18 protein-coding genes are annotated in these 20,362 nt (G+C 71.0%); 6 read left to right on the plus strand and 12 right to left on the minus strand.

Annotated features, from left to right (window positions below; genetic code table 11):
• Nucleotides 1–186 precede the first annotated feature (186 nt).
• A complete protein-coding gene (locus KUM44_RS02940) occupies nt 187–1,899 on the minus strand; it encodes a SulP family inorganic anion transporter (RefSeq protein WP_217206015.1) in 1,713 nt (570 codons plus the stop codon).
• Nucleotides 1,896–2,237 carry a helix-turn-helix transcriptional regulator gene (locus KUM44_RS02945; protein WP_217206017.1) on the minus strand — a complete coding sequence of 114 codons (342 nt, stop codon included), beginning with the start codon at nt 2,235–2,237 and terminating at the stop codon, nt 1,896–1,898. Before KUM44_RS02945 ends, KUM44_RS02940 begins: the two co-directional genes overlap by 4 nt.
• A gap of 257 nt (nt 2,238–2,494) precedes the next feature.
• Between KUM44_RS02945 and KUM44_RS02950 the strand changes: the two genes are divergently transcribed.
• Nucleotides 2,495–3,304, plus strand: a complete 810-nt coding sequence (locus tag KUM44_RS02950; protein WP_217206018.1) for a universal stress protein — start codon at nt 2,495–2,497, stop codon at nt 3,302–3,304.
• A 32-nt stretch (nt 3,305–3,336) separates the two neighbouring features.
• Here KUM44_RS02950 and KUM44_RS02955 read toward each other — a convergent pair whose 3' ends face one another.
• The 3 genes from KUM44_RS02955 to KUM44_RS02965 form a co-directional block, all read right to left on the minus strand.
• Nucleotides 3,337–3,597 carry a hypothetical protein gene (locus tag KUM44_RS02955; protein WP_302185953.1) on the minus strand — a complete coding sequence of 87 codons (261 nt, stop codon included), beginning with the start codon at nt 3,595–3,597 and terminating at the stop codon, nt 3,337–3,339.
• A 349-nt stretch (nt 3,598–3,946) separates the two neighbouring features.
• Complete coding sequence (locus KUM44_RS02960; protein WP_217206019.1) at nt 3,947–5,665, minus strand: acyl-CoA dehydrogenase family protein; 1,719 nt, start codon at nt 5,663–5,665, stop codon at nt 3,947–3,949.
• Nucleotides 5,666–5,754: 89 nt separating this feature from the next.
• A complete protein-coding gene (locus tag KUM44_RS02965) occupies nt 5,755–6,321 on the minus strand; it encodes a PadR family transcriptional regulator (protein ID WP_217206020.1) in 567 nt (188 codons plus the stop codon).
• 305 nt (nt 6,322–6,626) lie between these two features.
• On the opposite strand from KUM44_RS02965, the gene KUM44_RS02970 reads away from it, so the two are divergent.
• The 4 genes from KUM44_RS02970 (at nt 6,627) to KUM44_RS02985 (ending at nt 10,556) form a co-directional block, all read left to right on the plus strand.
• Complete coding sequence (locus tag KUM44_RS02970; protein WP_254388953.1) at nt 6,627–7,325, plus strand: alpha/beta hydrolase; 699 nt, start codon at nt 6,627–6,629, stop codon at nt 7,323–7,325.
• Nucleotides 7,326–7,608: 283 nt separating this feature from the next.
• Complete coding sequence (locus tag KUM44_RS02975; protein WP_217206022.1) at nt 7,609–8,280, plus strand: response regulator transcription factor; 672 nt, start codon at nt 7,609–7,611, stop codon at nt 8,278–8,280.
• Entirely contained in the window at nt 8,277–9,395 is a 1,119-nt protein-coding gene (locus KUM44_RS02980; RefSeq protein WP_217206023.1) for a sensor histidine kinase, read from the plus strand. The genes KUM44_RS02975 and KUM44_RS02980 overlap by 4 nt, the downstream gene beginning before the upstream one ends.
• Before the next feature lie 99 nt (nt 9,396–9,494).
• Nucleotides 9,495–10,556, plus strand: a complete 1,062-nt coding sequence (locus KUM44_RS02985; protein WP_217206024.1) for an AraC family transcriptional regulator — start codon at nt 9,495–9,497, stop codon at nt 10,554–10,556.
• Nucleotides 10,557–10,636: 80 nt separating this feature from the next.
• Here KUM44_RS02985 and KUM44_RS02990 read toward each other — a convergent pair whose 3' ends face one another.
• From KUM44_RS02990 to KUM44_RS03000, 3 genes are read right to left on the minus strand one after another with little or no spacing between them, the layout of a single operon-like run.
• A complete protein-coding gene (locus KUM44_RS02990; RefSeq protein ID WP_217206060.1) occupies nt 10,637–12,049 on the minus strand; it encodes an aldehyde dehydrogenase family protein in 1,413 nt (470 codons plus the stop codon).
• Between the two features lie 14 nt (nt 12,050–12,063).
• Nucleotides 12,064–12,939: an SDR family oxidoreductase gene (locus tag KUM44_RS02995; RefSeq protein WP_217206025.1), complete on the minus strand. Its 876-nt coding sequence runs from the start codon at nt 12,937–12,939 to the stop codon at nt 12,064–12,066.
• Nucleotides 12,936–14,282: an NAD(P)/FAD-dependent oxidoreductase gene (locus tag KUM44_RS03000; protein WP_217206026.1), complete on the minus strand. Its 1,347-nt coding sequence runs from the start codon at nt 14,280–14,282 to the stop codon at nt 12,936–12,938. Before KUM44_RS03000 ends, KUM44_RS02995 begins: the two co-directional genes overlap by 4 nt.
• 426 nt (nt 14,283–14,708) lie before the next feature.
• Here KUM44_RS03000 and KUM44_RS03005 point away from each other — a divergent pair, with 426 nt between their 5' ends.
• Nucleotides 14,709–15,095, plus strand: a complete 387-nt coding sequence (locus KUM44_RS03005) for an RICIN domain-containing protein (protein ID WP_217206061.1) — start codon at nt 14,709–14,711, stop codon at nt 15,093–15,095.
• Between the two features lie 13 nt (nt 15,096–15,108).
• Here the strand turns inward: KUM44_RS03005 and KUM44_RS03010 are convergent, their stop codons facing one another.
• The 4 genes from KUM44_RS03010 to KUM44_RS03025 all read right to left on the minus strand — a co-directional run bounded on the left by KUM44_RS03010 (nt 15,109) and on the right by KUM44_RS03025 (nt 20,322).
• Complete coding sequence (locus KUM44_RS03010) at nt 15,109–17,556, minus strand: SpoIIE family protein phosphatase (protein ID WP_217206027.1); 2,448 nt, start codon at nt 17,554–17,556, stop codon at nt 15,109–15,111.
• A gap of 96 nt (nt 17,557–17,652) precedes the next feature.
• On the minus strand, nt 17,653–17,865 hold the full coding sequence (locus KUM44_RS47100; protein ID WP_308402468.1) for a substrate-binding domain-containing protein: 213 nt from the start codon (nt 17,863–17,865) through the stop codon (nt 17,653–17,655).
• Nucleotides 17,866–17,978: 113 nt separating this feature from the next.
• Nucleotides 17,979–18,764 carry an indole-3-glycerol phosphate synthase TrpC gene (gene trpC / locus KUM44_RS03020; RefSeq protein ID WP_217206028.1) on the minus strand — a complete coding sequence of 262 codons (786 nt, stop codon included), beginning with the start codon at nt 18,762–18,764 and terminating at the stop codon, nt 17,979–17,981.
• 202 nt (nt 18,765–18,966) lie between these two features.
• On the minus strand, nt 18,967–20,322 hold the full coding sequence (locus KUM44_RS03025; RefSeq protein WP_254388955.1) for a ferric reductase-like transmembrane domain-containing protein: 1,356 nt from the start codon (nt 20,320–20,322) through the stop codon (nt 18,967–18,969).
• Nucleotides 20,323–20,362 lie beyond the last annotated feature (40 nt).

Raw genomic sequence — 20,362 nt, forward strand, 5'->3', positions numbered from 1 at the left:
TGCGGGCCTGGCGTCCGGCCGGGCAGCGTACGGCGAGCACGTCGGCGGGGCCTTGGACGGTGACCGTCCGGCCGGTGCCGTGCACGGCGCGGTTCTCGTCCCTGCCCGGACGAGGGCGCGGCGGCGTACGGTCAGCCGGCCGTACTCCCCCGCATGCCGGGCCGGCCGTACGACGGCGGGCGGTGTTCACCGGGCTGTTTCCTCGCCGGCGGTCCTGGCCGGCGGAGGGGGAACGACGGTCAGGACGCCGGCCGTCTCCAGGTGGTCGCGGGCACCGCGGATCGCCTCGGGTGTGGTGGCGTACTCGCGGCCGTCCCGGTGCAGCAGGCCGAGCGCGCCCACCGAGTCGAGGACCTGACGGTGGCCGGGGCGCAGGCCGGAGGCCAGGACGCGGATTCCGCGCCGCTCCAGCTTCTCCACCGCGTCCTTGAGGACCAGGGCCCCGGTGGCGTCCATCGTCGACACCCGCGACATGCGCAGGATCACCACGCGGACGTCGGCCACGTCGGTCAGCTCCAGCAGGAAGCGGTGCGCGGCGGCGAAGAACAGCGGTCCGTCGATGCGGTACGCCACGATGTGCTCGGCCAGCAGCGCGTGCTCCTCGGCGCTGTGGTCGCCCCGGTCGAGCGGCACCTGGTCGAGGCGGGCGTGCTTGGCCACGGCCCGCAGCGCGAGGACGCCCGCCACGGCGAAGCCGATGATCACGGCCTGGACCAGGTCCAGGACCAGGGTCGCGACCGCCGTCAGGATGAGGATCAAGGCGTCCGAGCGGGTGGCCTTCGCCATCGCCTTCAGCGATCCGACCTCGACCATGCGGACCGCGGTGGCCAGCAGTACGCCCGCCAGCGCGGCGAGCGGGATCTTCGAGACGAGGGGCGCCGCCGCGAAGACGATCACGGCGAGAACGGCGGCGTGGGTGAGGGCGGCCAGCCGCGAGCTCGCGCCGGAGCGGACGTTGACGGCGGTGCGGGCGATGGCGCCGGTCGCCGGGACGCCCCCGAACAGAGGTGCGGCGAGGTTGGCCACGCCTTGTCCGAACAACTCCCGGTCCGGATCATGCTTCTGGCCGACGGTCATCCCGTCGGCCACCGATGCCGACAGCAGCGACTCCAGCGCGGCCAGTGCGGCGACCGCGAGTGCCGGAGCGATCAGGGTGCCCAGGGAACCGGGGTCGAGGAAGGACAGCGAGGGCACGGGCAGACCGGAGGGCAGGTCACCGATCGGCGTCGCCGCGTCCAGGCCGGCAGCCTGCGCCACGACGGTGGCCAGGGCGACCGCGAGGATCGAGAACGGGACGGTCGGCCGCCACCGGGCACCGGTCAGCATGAGCGCGGCGACCGCGACCGAGAGACCGGCCGCGGTCCAGTTCGGATGCCGCGCGAACTCCTCCACCGCCCGCCAGGCGACCACCAGCACCCGGTCGCCCTCGGGCTTGGGCACGCCAAGGGCGTTCGGGATCTGCTGGAGCCCGATCACACAGGCGATGCCCACGGTGAAACCCTCGACGACCGGCGCGGGCACGTACTGCATGTACTTCCCGGCCCGCAGCGCGGCCACGGCGATCAGCAGGACGCCCGCCATCAGCCCGACCATGAGGACGCCGGCCGTTCCGAACTCGCCGACGATCGGCACCAGGACCACGGTCATGGCTCCGGTCGGCCCGGACACCTGGAGATTGGAACCGCCGAAGATCGCGGCGAGCGCGCCCGCGACCACGGCGGTCGCCAGGCCCGCCTCCGCGCCGAGCCCGGAGGAGACCCCGAAGCCCAGCGCGAGCGGCAACGCCACGATCGCCACCGTCAGACCGGCCAGCAGATCCCGCCGGGGGTCCCGGCGCAGGTCCGCCAGATCCGCGCGCCCCGGCAGCAGTGCGGTGATCCGCACGAACGCCGTCCTCATCGCGCGGCGACCTCCGCGTCCCGCAGCTCGGCCAGGAGTTCGTTGCGCCCCGCGAGCATCTCGGTGAGGATCCGGCGCGCGGCCTTCATCAGGTCGGCCACGTCCCCGCCTGCCAGCGCGTAGACGACGGTCGCGCCTTCCCGGGTCGCGGTGACGATCCCGGAGCGACGCAGCACGGCAAGCTGCTGCGACAGGCTGGACGGTTCGACATCGATCTCGGCGAGCAGTTCCCGCACCGGCTTCGGCCCGTCCTGCAACAGCTCCAGAACCCGTATCCGTACGGGGTGCCCCAGCATCCGGAAGAACTCGGCCTTGGCCTGGTACAGCGGAACGGACACGGTGCCTCGGCTTCCCCAACAAGCCCCACCCCGGGGCGGACACGAGAGGCTGCGCCCGCGAGCTACCGGACGGCGGACACAGCCACCACAGCATCTAGCCAATTGCGAAATTTTGCAATTCCGCAGGTCCGAGGTTCCCGGCAGGGCTGTCGCGGTGGTCGCGGACGGCCGTCCCAGGACCAGGTGGCAGCAACCTGCCGCCGGAGTGATCCTTGGACAGGCGAGGGGGGTCGTGCCCCGGTGCTGGAGGAGGTCCCGTGGGGAAGCTCGTGGTCGTCGGAGTGGACGGCTCGTCGTCGTGTCGAACCGCCGTGGAAGCGGCCGCCCGGGAGTCCCGGTGGCGTGGCGCGAGGCTGCATGTGGTCCATGCCTTCAGCCGGCCGGGCAAACCGATGTACAGGCAGCTGGATCCGGCGCCGCTCGACCGTCTCACCGGTGAGGCGGCGGATCATGCCCGCGAGGTGGCGCCCGGTCTGGAGGTCACCGACGCGGTCGTGACGGGCGGGGCGGTGGAAGTACTGGGTGCCGAGTCGCGGGCCGCGGACCTGGTGGTCGTCGGCGCACGGGGTGTCGGCGGTTTCGTCGGGATGCTGCTGGGCTCGACCGCGGTGACCCTCGCCGCCCACACCGAGTGTCCGGTGATGGTGGTCCGCGAGGAGCCGACGGACACCGGGCCGATCGCGCTGGCTGTCGACGGCTCCCCCGTGGGCGGGATGGCAGTGGAGTTCGCCTTCGCCGAGGCGGCGTTGCGCACAGCGGAGGTCCTCGCCGTGCACGCCTGGCTGCCGGACTACGCACCGCCCGGCACCGGTGTGGAGAGCCCGGAGCGTCTGCTGGCCGAGGCCCTCACCGGCTTCACGGAGCGGTATCCGGACGTCGTGGTGAGGCAGGAAGTACTGAGCGGCGAACCCCGTGAGACGCTGATCGAGGCGAGCAGGAATGCCCAGTTGATGGTCGTCGGAGCCCGAGGGCGCGGCGGATTCGCCGGTCTGCTCCTGGGCTCGGTGAGCCAGGCGGTGCTGCACCACGCGCACTGCCCGGTGACGGTCGTCCGCGGCAAGGGGTGACCGGCCCCGCGTTGCCACGCCCCTGCCTTGTCTCAGCCGCGCGGGGTGCGCAGGGCCAGCAGGGCGATGTCGTCGTGACCGTCGCTGGGGTGGTGGTCGGCAAGGTCTCGTACGAAGTCGTCCGGCGGCAGGTGTGCGTGGTCGGCGGCGAGTTCGGCGAGCTCGGCCAGGCCGTGGTCGATGGGCCGGTCGGGGTGTTCGACGAGGCAACCGGTCCTTGGCGTTGGCCGGCTCCCGCACCTGCTCGGCGATCTCTTCCAGCCGGACATCCGGCCGCGAGGTCGGATCAGCATCGGCCGGCGGGGCGGGTCCGCCCTCCTCACCGCCACAGCAGATCACCTTGACCCCGGGCTTCGTCGTCGCAGACACGGCCGCGGTCCTCTCCCGGCCACGTTTCCGAGGATCGGATCGTGACGGATCGCGATCCAGCCGCTCCGCCGGTGACAATTTCCGGTGAAATCACGGAGCCGCTCAGCCCAGAAGGCCGTGCTTCGTCCGGGCGGGCGCGGGCACCGAGCCACGGGCGGCTCATCGTCGCTTTTCAAGACGCGACAAGTCGCACGGCGGCCACGGTACGGGCGTCACTGCTCCCGGGAACCGTGACCGTCACGTGCGGTTGCGGTCGAGCCCCTGGACGCGCTGTCAAGGCGCCATCTCGTACGCTCCGGACAGTGCCTCGACCCGCTCCCAGACGCGCTCCGAACGCGCTTCGTCGACGACGGGACGCCGGACCGCACCGAGCGCCCAGTTCTGCTGATCCGCCGTGGCGGAGTCCTTGCCGTACAGCTCGACGGCGAAGGCGGAGAAGTCGCGGACCAGGACGGAGAACAGCTCGTCGAGCACGTCCTCGTCGAGGTCCGTCAGGCGGGCCTGCTCCAGGATCAGCTGGCCGTGCACCACCAGCGCGAACAGCTGGCCGACGGCGAGGAGAAAGTCGAGGTCGCGGCTCTGCTCCTCGTCGGGGGCCGCGGTGGCGACGAACTCGCACAGGGCGTCGGCCTGCTCCCGGAAGCGGGCGACGTTCGGCACTCCGGCGTATGCGTCGTAGGCGGGGCGCCAGTCGTGGAAGCGCACGGAGCCGAGGCCGCGGGCGGGCCCCTGCTCGAACAGGAACGTGTCGTCGGCCGCGTCGAGGCGGGTCGGCACGGCCGCGAACTCGGCCGGGTTCAGGAGGTGGTTGCGCATGAACTTGAGGATCAGCGCGAGGTTCACGTGGACCGTGCCCTCGAGCTTGGGCAAGCCACGGATCTCGACGGCGGCCTGGGCGAAGTAGGTGTCCTTCTCGAAGCCCTTGGCGGCGATGACGTCCCACATCAGGTCGATGACCTTCTCGCCCTCCGTGGTCACCTTCATCTTCGTCATCGGGTTGAAGAGCAGGTAGCGGCGGTCGTCCGGCGAGGCGGAGCGGAAGTAGTCGACGGCGCGGTCGCTGAACAGCTTCATGCCGACGAGGCGGACGTAGGCGTCGGCCAGCTCGCGGCGCACGTGCGGGAAGGCGGTGACGGGGCGGCCGTACAGGATGCGGTTGTGCGCGTGGGTGACCGCCTCGTACATCGCGTGCTCGCAGATGCCGATCGAGGCGGTGCAGAGGTTGAACTTGCCGACGTTGACGGTGTTGAGGGCGGCGTCGAAGGCGGCGCGGCCCGTGTGCAGGACGTCGTCCGGGCCAACCGGGTAGTCGGCGAGGCGGAACTCGCTGACGTACTTCGAGGAGTCGACGACGTTCTTCACGAGTTGATAGGCCGAGTGACGGCTGTCGGCGGCGAAGAAGACGTAGCCGTCCGGGCCCTCGATGTCGGTGCGTCGGCCGAAGACCGAGACGAGTCCTGCGGCGTTGCCGTTGCCGATGTAGTACTTGGAACCCGTCGCCCTGAAGCCGCCGTTGCCGTCCGGCGTCAGCAGCATGTCGGTGGAGTAGATGTCGGCGCCATGGGTCTTCTCGGAGAGGCCGAAGGCGAACACCTCACCCTGCGCGAGGAGTTCCGCGGCGCGGACGCGGGCCGCGGTGTTGTCGCTCTGCCAGACCGGTCCCAGACCGAGGATGGTCACCTGCCACGCGTACCAGTAGTCGAGGCCGTAGAACCCGAGGATCTCGTTGAGGGCGGCGATCCGGGCCGTGTCCCAGCGCTGATCCTTGTGGCCTGCGGCGGACGCCGGGGTGAGGAAGGTGGCGAACAGCCCTTCCTTGGCGGCGAACGCGAGGAAGTCGGATAGCCAGGCGCGGGAACGGTAGTCCTCGATCAGCCTGCGCTTGCCGCGGTCCTCGAACCAGTCGACGGTGGCACGCAGCAACCTGCGGGTCTCGGGGTCGAACTGCGCCGGGTCGTACGTGCGCGGGTTGAAGAGGAGGGAGTCGGCCATGGAGGTCCGCCTTCCGTGGTTGAGGGTGTGGGTGCGGGTGAGGGACCGCGAATGAAGGTCGTGGCGCGCGGGCGGCAGTGGCCTGCGGCTCACGTGTTCGGGTGCGGCGTGCCGAGTCGGCGGAGAGTGGCGAGTACGTCGTCGAGCCAGGCGATCGTCATCCGCTCGTAGGCGATGCCGCCGCGCAGCACGACATGCTGAAGCTCCTGACCGGGATCGAGCGGGGTGGGGGCCGTCGGCCCCGTGAAGTCACGCAGTTCCCCGGCGAGATAGTGCGCGAGCCGGTCGCTGTGCACCTGCCGGTGCCGTTCGACCTCACGGATCAGCAGGGCCGGGTCATCGAAGGCGGCGCCGCGGATCTTCACGGCGAGTTCGTGCCGGATGCTCTCGGGTTCGATCGGTTCGTGCAGCCACTGGGAGAGGGCGGCGCGGCCGGGGCCTACGACGGAGTACTCCTTCTTGTCCGGCCGGCTCTGCTGCGGCAGCCCGCGGACGGCGAGCAGGCCGTCGCCCTCCATGCGCTTGAGGACGCGGTAGATCTGCTGGTGGGTAGCGGTCCAGAAGTACCCGATGGACCGGTCGAACCGCCGGGCCAGCTCATAGCCGGAACCCGGCTTCTCCAGCAGGGAGACGAGGATCGCGTGCTCTAGCGCCATACCCTGATCCTCATATGCAACTCGTTGCATAGCCAAGGGGCACTGCCGGGGTGAGACAGAGCTCACGCGCCCTGCACCCTCGATGCGTCGAACGGCGCCTCGGTCCGGCGCTCGAACAGGGCCACGGTCTCGGCAGAGTCCGGCAGTCACCAGGCCGCCCTGACCATCGAGCTGACGCCCGGTGTGACCTAGGAACAGCGCGAGTGTGTCCTCGACGCGAGGGCGGGGCGACGACCTCAGTGATGGCCGGCCATGGTCCGGAGCTAGGATCACTGGCCCGACGCCGACCTGAGGAGGCGGGTGAATTGGCCGCCGTTGTGCTCGTTCACGGCCTGTATCACCGTCCCGAGCACTTCGCCCTGGTGGCAGAACGCTTGCGGACCGCAGGAACCGAGGTTGTCGTTCCCGAGCTCCACCGGGGCTCGTTGCCTGCTGACACAGCCGTGGTCCAGGCTGCCATCGACTCGCTGCGGGAACCTCCGGTTGTGCTCGGTCACTCCTACGGTGGGTCGGTGATCACCGGGGTGAGCGGGGCCGGACACCTGGTCTATCTGGCCGCCTTCGTGCCAGATGTCGGCGAGAGCGCGGCCGGTCTGGGTGGGGCGTCACCGCAGCTCCAGGACGCGATCAGACCTGAGCCCGACGGCTCGACCAGCCTGCACCCGGACCGGGCTGCCCGCACCCTCTACGGCGACTGTCCCGAACCTCTCGCCGCCTGGGCGGTCGGCCTGCTGCGTGCGCAAGGCCCCGGCTGCGGGCGAGGAGTTCCAGAGCGCCACAGCTGGAAGCACACTCCTTCCACCTACGTCGTCTGTGGGCGGGACCGGGCCATCGACCCGGGCCTGCAGCGGAAGATGGCCTCGCGCTGCACCGACGCGCGCGAGTGGCAGACGGGCCACTCGCCCTTTGCAGGGCAGCCCGATCTCGTCGTTGAACTCCTCCAGGAACTGCTCGTCACCAACGCGCCGCGCAGGCCAGAGGACGGAGTCACCACCACTCGTTGATGGCTGCGATGAGGAGGGTCGCTTCGTAGCGGACGGCGAGATTCTCATAGCGGGTGGCGACCGCGCGGTGTGTCCATGCGCTGTGTCATGGCTCCCAGCCTGGATACGGGGCGTGACGCGGAGTATCCAGTGGAAGGCTGCGGTCCCCCTGCCGACCGGAGGGGGACACCCCGCCGTCTGGCTGGACCTGCGACCCGTCGGGGCCCGGCTACTCTCCGGGGCCTTAATGTCGAGGCGAGACGGCAGGAGCCGGGCGGTATGGACAAGGTGAGGCGGAGCACGCGTGATCCGGGTAGTGGTGGTGGACGACGAGGCACTGGTCCGGTCGGGGTTCGGGCTCATTCTGGGCGCGTCCGAGGACATCGAGGTCGTCGCGACCGCGAGCGGCGGCGACGCCGTCGGGACCGTCCGCCGGGAGCGGCCGGACGTGGTGCTGCTGGACATCCGGATGCCGGACGTCGACGGGCTCACCGTCCTGCGCGAGCTACGAACGATGCCGGATCCGCCGGTGGTGGCGATGCTGACCACGTTCGACGCCGACGAGTACATCCTGACCGCGTTGAACTCCGGCGCGGCCGGTTTCCTCCTCAAGGACACCGAGCCCGAACAACTCGCCCACCTGGTGCGCACCCTGGCCTCCGGCGGTGTGGTGCTCTCCCCCAAGGCGTCGCGGACACTGCTGCGCGGCCACCCCGGCACCGAGACGGCCGTCGACGAGGACGCGGCCCGCGTCCGGATGCTCACCTCCCGCGAGCGCGACGTCCTCGTCCTGGTGGCGGAGGGGCTGTCCAACGCCGACATCGGGGCGCGCATCCACCTGGGTGCCGGCACGGTGAAGGACCACGTCAGCGCGATCCTCACGAAGCTACGGGTGACGAGCCGGGTGCAGGCCGCGCTCCTGGCGCAGCGGGCCGGGCTGCTCGACGAGCGCCCACAGCCGAAGGCCGGCCTATGAACCGCGCGCGCGAGCTGTGGCAGCGTGTTCCCGCGCCGGTCGTCGACATCGTCCTGGTGGCGGTGGCGGCCGTGGACGTATGGCTGAACCTGTGGGACAACACGCGGCTCGGCGTCGCGCTGGCGGCGGTCGGCTGCGCCGCGTTGGCCTTCCGGCGCAGGTTCCCGCTCGGTGTCTTCGTGCTCACCCTGCCGGTCGCCCTGATGCAGGATGTCGCCCTCGCTGTGCTCGTGGCGCTCTTCACCCTGGCCGAACGCTCCCGCAGCCGCCGTCTCCTCGCGGTGTGCGTCGCCCTGGCCGCCGTCGCGAGCAGTACTCCGTGGCCCCTGGCCAGCCTCACAGAGGTCGGCCGGACCATGACGCTGGTCATCTTCGTGTACAACCTGGCGACCGCTGTCGTCCCGGTCCTCTTCGGTCAACTCGTCCAGGCACAACGGGACTTGGCCCGGCGGTTGTTCGAGATCGAGGAGGCCAGGGAGCACGAGCGGGCGCTGCACGCCCAGGCCGTGCTTGCCCGCGAACGCGCCCAACTGGCCCGCGAGATGCACGACGTGGTGTCCCACCAGGTCAGCCTGATCGCCGTACGGGCCGGGGCGTTGCAGGTCGCCGCCAAGGACTCGGACGCCAAAGAGGCGGCCCGCACGATCCGTTCGCTCAGCGTCACCACACTCGACGAACTGCGCACCATGGTCACGCTGCTGCGCGCCTCCGGCGGCCACGCCACCGAGCTGACCCCGCAGCCCACCCTGGCCGACCTGCGCAAACTGGTGGAATCAAGCGGCACGCACACGGAGCTGACGGGTGAGCTCCCGCCCACCGTGGGCACACCCGCCCAACGTGCCCTCTACCGAACGGTCCAGGAGGCCCTGACCAACGTCCGCAAGCACGCCCCCGGCGCCGACGCTCGCGTCGAGCTGTGGCAGGACGGCGACGACGTCGGAGTGACCGTCACCAACACCGCGCCCACGCGCCCCTCCCTGTCCTTGCCCGGTTCGCAGCAGGGCTTGGCCGGTCTGCGGGAACGGGCCGACATCCTGCACGGCACCCTGGAGTCCGGCCCGACCGCGGAAGGCGGCTACCGGGTGCGGCTGCGGATCCCGCCCAGCGCGGACTGACCCGACCCTGAGCATCAGCCCCGCCCCTGCCCGAGCGGGACCGAGGGGGAACCCTTTTACTGTGTGTGCAGCGAGCAACGCCCGGTCACAAGGAACGCCATGCCCGACAGCCCCGCCCCGGCACAGTCGCCGGGAACCAGCCGCAGTACCTCGGCGACCATCCCGCCGAACATCCTGCGCTGCCTCACCTCCGTCGCCGACGGGTACGGCGTCGACCTCCGGCCCGAGCTGAGCCGGGTCGGGCTGGACGAGGCGATGATGGGCTCGGCGGCGCTGCGGGTCTCCTACCGCCAGGGCAGTGCCGTCATCCGGCGTGCGCTGGAGCTCACGGGTGACGCTCACCTGGGCCTGCGGGTGGGGGCGGCGCAGCACCTGACCGCGTGGGGGCTCCTCGGCTTCGCTCAGCTGGCCGCCGACACCCTGCGGGAGGCCATCGAGACGGGCGTGCGCTTCCAGAACCTGTCCGGGGCGATGGTGGTCTGGTCGGCCGGGCCGGAGGAAGCCGGCTACGCGCTACGGGCCGAACTGCCCGATCCCGCCCTCGATCCGGCGGTCGCGGTCTTCCTGGCCGAGGAGGCGTTCGCCAGCGTCGTCACCCTCACGCGACTGAGTTCCGGGGAGGAATTCGCCCCGCAGAGCGTCGAGTTCGCCTTCCCCGCCCCGCCGGACACCGGGCCGTTCACCGAGCTGTTCCGCTGCCCGGTACGGTTCGACGCCGTGGCGAACCGCTTGGTGTTCCCCACGGCATGGGCCGGGCGGCCGATGCCGGGCCACGACCGGGTCACCTACACCGCCGTCGTGGAACTCCTGGAGGAGCAGGCGACGTCGAGGCGCGATCAGCAGGATCTGCTGGAGGTGCTGGAGATCTCGATCGCGCAGAGCCTGCCCGACGTGCCGTCCTTCGTCGAGCAGGCCCGACGGCACGCGTCCAGCGAGCGCACCCTGCGCCGTCGTCTGGCCGAGTGCGGCACGACGTACGAGGCGGTCGTCGACGGAGTGCGCCGCGAGCGGGTCGAGCAGCTGCTGCGCCGACCCGAACTGACCCTGCGCGACATCGCCCGGCAGGCGGGTTTCTCCGACGTGCGGGCACTGCGGCGGGCGGTGCACCGCTGGCACGGGGCGACCCCGGCGCGACTGCGCGGGGAGGGCGCGGAACAGTAACGGGAGTGCCCACGCGTCACCGGGCCGCCCGGTCACCAGGTCACCGGGCCGCCGGGCCGCCGGACGACCGGGCCACGCGGTCAACGCGTGCGGATCCAGACGGTCTTCTCCCTGGTCCACTGCGCGAAGGCGTCGGTGGACTTCTCCGCGCCACCGAACCCCGACTGCTTCCACCCGCCGAAGGGAGTGGTGATGTCGCCTTCGCTGTACGCGTTGACGGAGACCACCCCGGCTTCAATGCCCCGCGCGAGCCGGAGCGCGGTGTCGAGGTCGCGGGTCCACACCGAGGCGGCGAGCCCGTATTCGGTGGCGTTCGCCAGCCGCACCGCCTCGTCCTCCGAGGTGAAGGTCTGGACGGTGACGACAGGGCCGAACAGTTCCTTGGTGAGCACGTCGCTGCCCTCTGGGGCCCGGCTGATCACGGTGGGCGGGTAGTAGGCGCCGCGCGGCGGCAGACCGTGCGGCAGCCCGCCGGTGTGGACGTGGGCTCCGGCGAAGCGGGCCGCGTCCACCGTCGCCGCGACCCGGTCGAAGGCGGCCCGGTTGATGAGCGGCCCCACCTGGGTGCCCACGTCGGCGGGGTCGCCGATGGTGAGGCTTCTGGCGGCGGCGGTGAACCGGTCCAGCACCTCCTCGGCGATGCTGTGGTGGACCAGGACGCGGGAGCCGGCGGTGCAGTTCTGCCCCATGGTCAGGAACGCGGCCTCGACCATGTTGTCGATCAGTTCGTCGCCGTACTCGAGTGCGTCCGGCATGAGGACCTGGGGGCTCTTGCCACCCATCTCCAAGGACACCCGCTTGAAGTTCGACTCCGCCGCGTCGGCCAGGATGCGGCGTCCCGTCGCGGTGGATCCGGTGAACGACAGTGCGCGCACAAGCGGGTTGCGGGCGAGCGCCCTGCCGGTGACGGTGCCATGGCCGGGCAGCACGGTGAGCACGCCGTCCGGCAGGCCTGCCTCGGTCGCCAGGGCGGCCAGGTGCAGGGTGGAGCGCGGGGTCGCCTCGGCGGGCTTGAGCAACAGGGAGTTGCCCGCGGCGAGCGCGGGGCCGACCTTCCAGGCGGCCATGGCCAGCGGGTAGTTCCAGGGGAGGATCGCGGCGGCCACCCCGACCGGTTCCCGGCTCACCAGGCCCAGGCTCTCACGACCGGTCGGGGCGACGCGGCCGAAGACCTTGTCGGCCGCCTCCGCGAACCAGCGGATCGACTCGATCGCCGCGGGCACGTCCCCCGTACGGCACTCCGTGATCGGCTTGCCCGCGTCCTCGCAGTCCAGCCGGGCCAGGAACCCGGCGTGGCGCTCCATGAGGTCGGCCAGGCGCAGCAGGACAGCGGCTCGCTCCCGCGGGGACCGGCCGGCCCAGACGCCACTCTCGAAGACCTTGTGCGCCCGCTCGGCCGCCAGCGCGACGTCCTGCTCGCTCGCCGCCGGTACGGTCGTGATCAGCTGACCTGTCGTGGGGTTGACGACGTCGAGCGTCTCCTCCAGGCCCATGGTGTCCGTCCCGTTCACGCTTCCTCCACCAGTTCCCACCGGCCGCCGACCTGGCGGGCCAGCCCCCGGCGGCGCAGGTCCTCCAGATAACGGGCCATGCCCCGCTCGCCCCGCTTGCGGAACAGCGGGAAGAGCCTGGGCAGCAGGTTCGGCACCAGCATCGCGAACCGCACCAGCCGGGACTCGCCGGGCTTGACGTAGGACTCCAGGCGGGGCTTGTCCAGCAGGCTCACGACCGCCCTGACGACATCGGACGGCTGCTGCGGCACGTCCTGGAACTGCATGGAGTTCCCGCCGTCGACGGCCTCCTGACGGAGCATCCGCGTGTCGGTCGCCGAAGGCAGCACCGAACCCGCCTTGATGCCCTTGCCCCGCAGGTCCATCCCGATGGCGAGCATCGCGCCGCGCAGCCCGAACTTCGAGGCGGTGTAGATCGGGGTCTCGCCCAGCGGGAAGATCCCGCCGAGGGACACGGTCGTGACCACCCGGGGGTCGCCGGAGGCCCGCAGCAGCGGGACGGCGATCCGAGTCGTGACCAGCGGGGCGACCAGGTTGACGTCGATCTCGCGCTCGATGCTTTCCACGCTGCGCTCGTCGAAGCGTTCCGCACTGGTCATGCCCACGTTGTTCACCAGGACGTCGATACGGCCGTGGGTGACCGCGACGCCGTCGAGCATCCGCTGCACAGCGGCGCCGTCCAGCAGGTCGCAGCCCAGCCCGGCATGCCCGCTCCCGGGCAGCTCGGCGGCGGTCCGCTTGGCCCGCACCTCGTCGATGTCGACCACGAGGAGGCGGGCACCGCCTGTGGCGAAGCGGTGGCAAAGGGCGCTGCCGATGCCTCCGGCGCCGCCCGTCACCAGGATGACCTTGTCATGGAAGTCGTACGTCATGACGCCACCGCCTCCTGTCGCACGGACGTTGCCCGAGGCGGCAGGCCGGCGGTACGCCAGCCCATCTGCTCGGCGACCTTGCCGAGGTACTTCACGAAGGTGTCGCTGTGGACGTAGCCGGTGTGGCGCGGCGAGTCGACGAACTTCAGTCCGCCGGACAGGTCCGGCCGGTCGCTGCGGATCATGCGGGCAAACCGCTCGGCGGTCGGCAGCCCGGCCCCCGCGTCCCGGATGAAGGACGCGATCAACTGGGCCTGGCTGTCGAAGAGCTGGTAGGCACCGGAGTTGGTCTCGACGAAGCCGACGCCGAACAGGCCCTCGTGCTCGCGGGAGAACGAGCACAGATAGAGGTCGGGGTGCTGCTCGTCGCCGAAGTACTTCTGCGCGACGGGGACTTTGTGGACGTATCCCGTGGCCAGCAGGATGAGGTCGAAGTCGTCGCTGGTGCCGTCGGTGAAGTGCACCGTCCGGCCCTGGGTGCGCGCGATGCCGGGCCTGGCCGTGATGTCCCCGTGCTGGAGGTGGTGGATCAACAGCGAGTTGATGGCCGGGTGGGTCTCGAACAGCTTGTGGTCGGGCTTTTGCAGACCGAGCCTGCGCGGGTCGCCGTTGATCAGTCGCAGCAGCCCGCCGAACAGCTTCTGCTGCATCCACATCGGCAGGTGGGGGCCGCCCGCGGCGATGGTGTCCACCGGCCGGCCGAACAGGTGCTTGGGGATGAACCAGTAACCACGGCGCATGCTGATCGCCGCGTGGTCGGCGGAGCGCGCCGCATCGCAGGCGATGTCCAGCCCGGAGTTCCCCGCACCCACCACCAGCACCCGCTTGCCCCGCAGTTCAGCGCTGCTGCGGTAGGTGAGGGTGTGGCGGACCTCGCCGGTGAAGTCGCCGGGTAGGTCGGGGACGTTGGGGTGCCACTGCGCCCCCGTGCACACGATGACCTGCCGGTGTGTACTGGCCCGGCCGTCGCCCCGGGTGACCGTCCAGGTGCCGTCCGGGTTCTTGTCCACGCTGCGGACCTCGGTACCGAACTCGATCCGGTCCCTGAGCCCGTATGCCTCGGCGAACGACGTCAGGTACGACAGGATCTGCCGGTGCGGCGGGTAGTCGGCGAAGTGGTCCGGCATCGGATGGCCGCCGAAGCCGGAGAGGGTCTTGCTGGAGATGAAGTGGGCCGACTCGTACATCGGGCTGCCCGGGTTGTCGATGTCCCACAGCCCGCCCGGTCCCGTGTGGCGCTCGATGTGCGTGTACGGCAGGTCCCGCTCGGCCAGCGCCCTCGCGACCGCCAGTCCTGCGGGGCCCGCACCGATCACACAGGTGTCGTAGTGGTTCTCACTCATCGGTGCGCCTCCTTTCCTCGGATGTCTCACGTTGTTTGGGGAACCTATGCATCGCTCGGCCGGCCGGAACTGACCCCTGCGGCCACGGAGGGGACCGCAGCGGCCAGAGACAGGCCGCTGCTGCCCGCCACGCCCTCGGGGACGCCCCCTGACAGACGCGGCTGAGGTACTCACCCGCTCTCGGCGGCATGATCAGCAGTGCGGTCACGCCCGACCACGCCGCAGATGGTGACGGCGGACGCCTTGTCGGCGTCGTCGGTGGCGGCGAGCGCGCAGGAGGCCGAAGGCGTCTGTCTGCGGGCGCTGATCTCCGCCGTCCTGGCCATGGCCTGAGGTCGCCGCGCACCACGCCGACACCCTGCTGGGCGAGCTGCCCGGCGGGGTGCGTGGATGCTCGGTGATGGCTGAGGCCGGTCAGCAGGGGGAATTGGTCCGGACGTCCGCGACGCCTCGACCGTCGACGGGGGCGCCGTCACCCAGTGGCCGTGGAGCGGGGGCACCAACCAGCAGTGGAAGCTGCTGCCCCACACCGACGGCTCCAACTGGCTGTCCAACGTCCGCAGCGGCAAGGTCCTTCAGAGCCCGGGCGGCTCCGCCCAAGGCGACGGACTCAACCAGTTCACCGCCGACGGCGGCCACCATCAGTCGTGGAAGCCGGCGCCCTCCCCGACCAGCGGGTACCACCAGCTCGTCTACGTCCGCACCGGCTGGTGCGCCGAGGTCAAGGACGCCTCCGCCACGGACGGCGCCGCCGTCATCCAGTGGCCCTCCACCGGCTGGTCCCGCCAGGACTGGCAGATCGTGGCGGTGTGAGCCACCGGGACGCTCAGTGAGGCAGAGGCTGTTCGGCCCAGATCGTCTTGCCGACGGCGGTGTGGCGGCTGCCCCAGCGTTCGGCGACCTGGGCGACGAGCAGCAGTCCGCGTCCGCCCTCGTCGAAGACACGGGCCCGCCGCAGGTGCGGGGCGGTGCTGCTGCCGTCGGAGACCTCGCAGATGAGCACGTCGGCGCGGATGAGCCGCAGCTCGATCGGGGCGTTGCCGTAGCGGATGGCGTTGGTGACCAGCTCGCTGACGATCAGCTCGGTGGGGAACTCCAGCTCGGCCAGCCCCCAGGCGGCCAGCTGTTCGCTCGCCGTCCGGCGGGCCCCGGCGACGGCCGCGGGGTCCACGGACAGCTGCCAGGTGCACACTTGGTCCGCGCCGAGACCGGAGGTGCGGGCCAGCAGCAGGACGATGTCGTCGGCCGGTGGATCGGGCCGTACTTTGCGCATCACCTCGTCGCAGGTTTCCTCCAAGCCGGCGGCCGGGCGGCGCAGCGCTTCGGTCAGCAGGTCCAGTCCGACGTCGATGTCCCGGCCGGGTGCCTCGATCAGGCCGTCGGTGTAGAGGGCGAGCAGGCTGCCCTCGTCCACGTCGATCCGGGCGGCCTCGAAAGGCAGTCCGCCCAGGCCGAGTGGTGGCCCGGCGGGCAGGTCCAGGACGCGTACGGAGCCGTCCGGGCTCACCAGGACGGGCGGCGGGTGCCCTGCCCGGGCCATGTCGCAGCGGCCGGCGACCGGGTCGTAGACGGCGTAGAGGCAGGTGGCCCCGACCTCACCGGCCCCGACCTCACCCGAGGCCCCCTCCGCCTGGCCCCGGGTGTCCGGGCCCTCCTCCCGGTCGAGGCGGATGACCAGGTCGTCCAGCCGGGTGAGCAGTTCGTCCGGCGTGAAGTCGGCGTCGGCGAGGGTCCGTACCGCGGTACGCAGGCGGCCCATCGTGGCCGAGGCGTGCACGCCGTGGCCCACCACGTCGCCCACCACCAGCGCGACCCGTCCGCCGGAGAGCGCGATGACGTCGAACCAGTCTCCGCCGATCTCGTCCCCCGGACCGGCGGGAAAGTACCGGTGGGCGAGGTCCACCGCCTGCGCTCGTGGCAGTCGCTCGGGCAGCAGGCTGCGCTGGAGGGTGAGCGCGGTCCGGCGCTCGCGGGTGTAACGGCGGGCGTTGTCGATGCTGACCGCGGCCCTGGCGGCGATCTCCTCGGCGAGCAACAGATCGTCCTCGCCGAATGTGTCCGCCGTACGGTGCCGCAGCTGGTGCATCACGCCCAGGGTGATGCCCCGGGCGCGCAGCGGCACCATCATCACCGAATGGATCCTGAACCGCCTCATGCTCTCGGCACGGGCCGGGGAGGCCGTCGACCACTCGCGCAGGCGCGGGTCGCCCGCACGGTAGTAGGCACCCCGGCCGGTGATCAGTGCCTGTGCCGGTGGTGAGCCGGGAGGGTAGACGTCGACGTCGCCCGCCCGGACCACGGACTCCGGGCACCCGGAGAGCACCGACCGCTGCGCGGTACGGCGGCACTGCACCGGCGTGTCGGGCGGAATCGGTTGCGGCTCGTGCCCCTGGACGACCGACTCCAGCAGGTCGACGGTGACGAAGTCTGCGAGACCCCCCACCGCCACCTCGGCCAGTTCCTCGGTTGTCCGGGTCACGTCCAGGGAACGGCCGATCCGAGTGCCGGCCTCGTTCAGCACCGCCAGGCGGCGCCGGGCCCAGTACTGCTCGGTGATGTCGATCACCACCGCCGACAGCCCCAGCACCGTGCCCGCCTGGTCCTTCAGCGGGGACAGATAGACCGACCAGGCGTGATCGCGGACCTCCCCGGAGGCCCGGAAAGGCTGCTCCTCACGGAAGATCATCTCACCGGTGCGCACGACCTGGTGCTGCAGCCGGTCGATCTCGTCCAGGGGTGGAACGGGATAGATCTCCCACAACGTCAGGCCCCGCATCTGCTCCTGCGTGAGCCCCATGGAACGGCTCATCAACTGGTTGCAGGCCACGAACCTCGCCTCATGGTCGTAGACGGCCACGGGCAAGGGAAGCTGCGCGAGCGTGAGGTCCCACAGCTCCGCCGTCCCCGCTTCGGTCGGCGCGGCGGGGTATGTCACCGCCGCCGGGGTGACGACCCACGGGGTCCCGCCGTCCGAGTCCGTCATCGGCGTACCCCGCAGCTGCACCTTGACACGGTCTCCGTCCCGTTTCCGCAGCACCACATCGCTCGTCCACGGCTCCCTGGCGGCCAGGTGGCGCCGCAACGCAACGGGCAGCTTCGCGGCGAGCAGGCCGGCGGCCGGTCGGCCCACCACCTCCTCGGGCTCGTACCCGAGCAGGCGCCCCGCTCCGGCGCTCCACGCCATGACGGCTCCGCGGGCATCGATCACGACGGCGAAGTCCTCGGATGATCCCGCGCCCCTCGCATTTGTGGTCGTGTCGGGTTCGTTGTCCATGGGGTACCCCGACCTCGTCGCTGCGGCCGCTGAACACAGCGCTGCGTCACCCGTCACGGGCGCTGCCTCCAGCATCCCGCCACCGCACCCCCCCCTTCAACCGCTCGACCGACGAGGGGGCAGCACAGGTGGCACGAGCCGACGCCGGGCCACGCCGCCGCGGGCGTTGATGACAGCGATCAGCAAGTCGACTGCTTCGGCGCCCACCCGGTCGGGGCGGAGGCTGAGGGTGGTGACGGGCGGGGTGGTCGTCGCCTGGTCCGGATCCTCGCTGACGCACGCCACCTGCACGTCCCCCGGCACCTGCACGTCCGTGGAAGGCGGCGGTCCTGAGGGGCTCCTCGGGTGATGGGGTGGTCCGCAACGCGGGTGCCTGTCCGCGGCGGCGTTTCCAGGCCTGCCACCGGCCGGGCCGGACGCCGTTACGCCCCGGCCGCCTCGATGAACTCGCGCACGGCGCTGCGCGGATCCCCCGAGCGGACCAGTGCCTCGCCGACCAGTACCACGTCGGCTCCCCAACCGCGGTACTCCGCTACATCCTTCGGGCCCGTCACTCCCGATTCCGCGACCTTGACCGTGCCTTCCGGGATGGCCGTCACGAGGTCGGCGAACACACTGCGATCCACGTCGAGCGTGGTCAGATCCCGCGCGTTGATGCCGAGCAGCTCGGCTCCCGCAGCGACGGCACGCCGCACTTCGTCGACCGTGTGCGCCTCCACGAGCGGCGTGAGACCCAGCTCCTTGCACAGCCCCATCAGGTCGGCGAGCTGGCCGTCGTCCAGCGACACGACCATGAGAAGCGCAAGATCGGCGCCGTGCGCGCGGGCCTCCCACAGCTGATAGGGGTCGACGATGAAGTCCTTGCGCAGGACGGGCACGTCGACCCGGGCACGTACGGCGTCCAGATCGGCGAGAGAGCCGCCGAAACGCCTGCGCTCGGTCAGCACGCTGACCGCAGCGGCCCCGCCGGCCGCGTAGTGGACCGCGAGGGACGCGGGGTCGGGAATGTCCGCCAGCGCACCCTTGCTGGGGCTCTTTCGCTTCACCTCGGCGATGATGGACACCCCGGGCGCCCGGAAGGCGGGCAGGGGGTCGATCGCGGGTGCCATGTCCGCTGCCCGGGAGCGCAGCTCCGCCAACGGCGTCGCACGCCTACGCTCCTCCAAGTCCTCGCGAACTCCCTCGAGGATCCCATCGAGAACGCTCATCGTCCTCTTCCTTTCCTTGTCGAATCATCCGACGGTGCGGACGTTCCCCGGCTTGGGTGAGGCCGTTCATCACCCACGTCCACGTCGTGCTCAGAACAAAGCTATTCGAATCGATCATGGCGTGCGTTCCGGCCGGCCACGGGGCACGCACGTCGAACTTCTGGCGGGTGATCCGTGAAGAGTCGTGATCCCGGACCGGGGCTCAGGCCAGGCCGAAGCGCTCGGAGTGCACTTGCCGCTGGGGAACCTTCAGCCCGCGCAGAGCTCCGAGCACGGCCGAGGTCATCGCGGGCGGGCCGCAGACGTACACGTCGCGTTCGGCCATGTCGGGAACCAGGGCACGGAGGCTGTCCGGTTCGAAGGGCGAGTTCCCCTCCCCCGTACGGCCGGTGAGCAGGTGCAGCCGTCCACCGCGGTCCGCGACCAGAGCTCGTACCTCGTCGACCAACACGGCGTCGTTCTCACTGCGCACCCGGTAGAGCACGACGACATCGCCGGCCGGTTCCTCCTCCAGGAGGGCTCGAACCGGCGTGATCCCCACCCCTCCGGCGATCAGCAGCGCGCCGGGCCGCGTTCGATGCAGCGACGTGAACGCCCCGTACGGCCCCTCGATGAACGCGCGGCTCCCGACCGGGACATTCCGCAGGCGGGCGCTGGTGCTGCCGACCGACTTCGCGGTCAGGCGCAACGTGCGGCCGTCGGGTGCCGCCGACAGCGAGAACGGATTGGCCAGCCACCAGTGGTTGTGCCCGGGGAACCGCCAGATGCAGAACTGGCCGGCCCGGGCCGGCAGCTTGTCGAGGTGGCGGCCGGTGACGCGCACCGACACCACGTCGTCCGACTCCACCACGACCTCCGCGACCCGGAAGCGGTGATAGGCGTTGCGCCACAGAGGCATGACGATCCGGCCCGTGACCAGGGCGCCGAACGCGAACAGCCACAGGGCCCACCAATAGATCATCGCGAACGCGGAAGAGCTGAAGGTCGTGGTCTCCTGCAACTGGTGGACGAACGCCAGCCCCAACGCCAGGTACAGCAGCAGGTGCAGGCCGTGCCAGGTCTCGTACCGCAGCCGCTGCCTCACATAACGGGCGGATACCGCGGCGACCACGACGACGATCGCCGCGGCCAGCATTCCGAGCAGGGAGGCCGGCACTCCGGCCAGCGCGAAGAACGTCTTCGTCATCGACGCGTCATCGAGCCTCGCATAGCCCAGCACCACCAGCACGGCGTGGGTGAGGAGGGTCCACAGCAGGGTGAAGCCGACCCACCGGTGCCACACCGTCAGCCGGTCCATGCCGATACGACGGTCGAGCCACGGCAGCCGGGCCACCAGCAGCAGCTGGAACAGCATCAGCACGGCGGCGTGCAGGCCGAAGAACTTGGCGACCGTGAGCACCCCGTTCTTGCCGGTCCCGGCGGTGAGGAACAAGGCCTCGACGATCACCAGGTTGGTGATGACAAACGCCCACAGCGCCCACCGCGCCGCAACCACCGGAGGTATGGCGCCTTGCCGCACCCGAGAAATCGTCGCCTCCACCGTTTCCCCTTTGTCCATGTGCCGCATGCTCGCCCGGCACCCGCGAGGTCGCGAGGCC

Source organism: Streptomyces sp. AC550_RSS872, from assembly GCF_019049285.1.
Lineage (GTDB): Bacteria > Actinomycetota > Actinomycetes > Streptomycetales > Streptomycetaceae > Streptomyces.